A 2265-nucleotide genomic window follows, 5' to 3' on the forward strand; every position below is an offset into this window, starting at 1 on the left:
AGCTTCTTCTTGCCGTCGATGGTCACGTCCTCGGCCTTGAGCGCGGTGACGTCGCCGTAGGCGCGGAAGTCGCTGTCGGGGTAGATGCCGCGGATGTGCTCGAGCCAGATGCGGGCACCGTATTTCTGGGGGTCGAAGTTGCGCGCCATCTGCTCGATCCAGCTGCGGTCGATGGTGCGACCGTCGGTGGTGGCGCCGTCGACGGCGACGCGGAAGAACTTGGATTTCTGGGCCATGGGTGTTGTGCGGTTGAGGGCTGTGGCCCGATGGTCCGCGCACCCCGCGTGCGGCTCAACGCAATTCACTTGTAGATCGGCGATCTACAAACCGAAGTGGCGCGGCCCTGTCGCAAATCCCGGTTCGCACTCATAGCCTCGGGGCCATGCCGACCACCACCGATGCCGAACTGAAGAAGCCCGAGGCGGCCGCCGCGCCGGGGCCCGCGAAGCGTCGCGAGGCGCGGCATCTCTACTGGCAGGGGTGGCGCGTGTCGTCGATCGCGGAGTTGCTCGGACTTGCGCGGACGACAGTGCACGGCTGGAAGGATGCCGAGCAATGGGACAACGCGCAACCGGTCGAGCGGGTCGAGGGGGCGCTCGAGGCGCGCCTGGTGCAGCTCATCGTCAAGGACGGCAAGACCGGCGGCGACTTCAAGGAGATCGATCTGCTGGGCCGGCAGATCGAGCGGCTTGCGCGCGTCCACAAGTACCAGGCCACAGGCAAGGAGGCTGACCTCAACCCGGCGATCGAGCGGCGCAACAGGGCACCGAAGAAGAAGCCGCAGCGCAACGTGTTCGACGAGGACCAGTCGGCGCAGCTGCTCGACGCCTTCCGTGATTCGCTCTTCGGGCACCAGAAGATCTGGCTGCGAAATGCCGACCAGCGCACGCGCATGATCCTGAAGTCGCGGCAGATCGGCGCGACCTGGTACTTCGCCCGCGAGGCGCTGGCCGACGCGATCCAGACCGGCCGCAACCAGATCTTCCTGTCGGCCAGCAAGGCGCAGGCGCACATCTTCAAGCAGTACATCACTCAGTTCGCCTTCGAGGCCTGCGGCGTGGCGCTCACGGGCGACCCGATCGTGCTGTCGAACGGCGCGCAGATCCACTTCCTCGGCACCAACGCGCGCACCGCGCAGGGCTATCACGGCAACTTCTACTTCGACGAGTTTTTCTGGACCCATCGATTCGAGGAGCTCAACAAGGTCGCCAGCGGCATGGCGATGCACAAGCAGTGGCGCAAGACCTACTTCTCGACGCCATCGAGCATCCAGCACGAGGCCTATGCCTACTGGAGCGGTGACCGCTTCAACAAGCGCCGGCCAAAGGACCAGCGCATTGCGCTCGACCTGTCGCACGCGCGGCTGGCCAGCGGCTTCACGGGTGAGGACAAGGTGTGGCGCAACATCGTCACGATCCTCGACGCGATGGCCGGGGGCTGCGACCTGTTCGACATCGACGAACTGCGCCTCGAGTACAACCCCGAGGAGTTCGAGAACCTGCTGATGTGCGGGTTCATCGACGACACGCAGTCGGTGTTTCCGATGTCGGAGTTGCAGCACTGCATGGTCGACTCGTGGGTGGACTGGGACGACTACAAGCCCTTCACTTCGCGCCCCTTCGGCTACCGGCCGGTGTGGGTGGGCTACGACCCTTCGCATACCGGTGACACCGCGGGCTGCGTGGTGCTCGCGCCGCCCGAGAAGCCCGGCGGCACCTTCCGGGTGCTCGAGCGCCTGCAGTGGCGCGGCCTCGACTTCGAGGCCCAGGCCGAGGCGATCCGGCAGATCACGCTGCGCTACAACGTGAACTTCATCGGCATCGACACCACCGGGCTGGGGCAGGGCGTCTACCAGCTGGTGACCAAGTTCTATCCGGCCGCCAAGGCGCTGAACTACTCGCTCGACGTCAAGACACGCCTGGTGCTCAAGGCCAAGAGCGTGATCGGCAAGAAGCGCCTGAAGTTCGACGCCGGCTGGGTCGACCTGGCGCACGCCTTCCTGGCGATCCGCAAGACCCTCACGGCCAGCGGCCGAAACATCACCTTCGAGGCCGGCCGCAACGAAGAGACCGGCCACGCCGACCTCGCCTGGGCCTGCATGCATGCGCTCGACAACGAGCCGTTGGAAGGCATCACCGCCGCGAACAGCGGCTTCATGGAGATTTCCTGATGGACACACAAGCGCTTGCCGACCCGTCGGCACGCATGGAGGCCTTCACCTTCGGCGAACCGACGCCGGTGATGGACCGACGCGATCTGCTGGAC

General features: G+C 65.6%; 2 protein-coding genes. One reads left to right on the forward strand and one right to left on the reverse strand.

All coding sequences use genetic code 11. The annotated features are described in order from the left end of the window. Positions 1-236, reverse strand: a 236-nt coding sequence (locus AC1D2K_RS33650) for a GPO family capsid scaffolding protein (RefSeq protein ID WP_478094642.1), incomplete at its 3' end; no start/stop codon positions are given. Positions 237-382: 146 nt separating this feature from the next. Between AC1D2K_RS33650 and AC1D2K_RS33655 the strand changes: the two genes are divergently transcribed. Next, positions 383-2170 carry a terminase large subunit domain-containing protein gene (locus AC1D2K_RS33655; RefSeq protein ID WP_478094643.1) on the forward strand — a complete coding sequence of 596 codons (1788 nt, stop codon included), beginning with the start codon at positions 383-385 and terminating at the stop codon, positions 2168-2170. Positions 2171-2265 lie beyond the last annotated feature (95 nt).

The sequence above is a fragment of the Variovorax sp. P1_H12_2 genome, assembly GCF_056405335.1.

Coding starts and splice junctions, on each gene's coding strand:
- AC1D2K_RS33655 (WP_478094643.1), top strand. CDS start 383: ATGCCGACCACCACCGATGCCGAACTGAAGAAGCCCGAGGCGGCCGCC.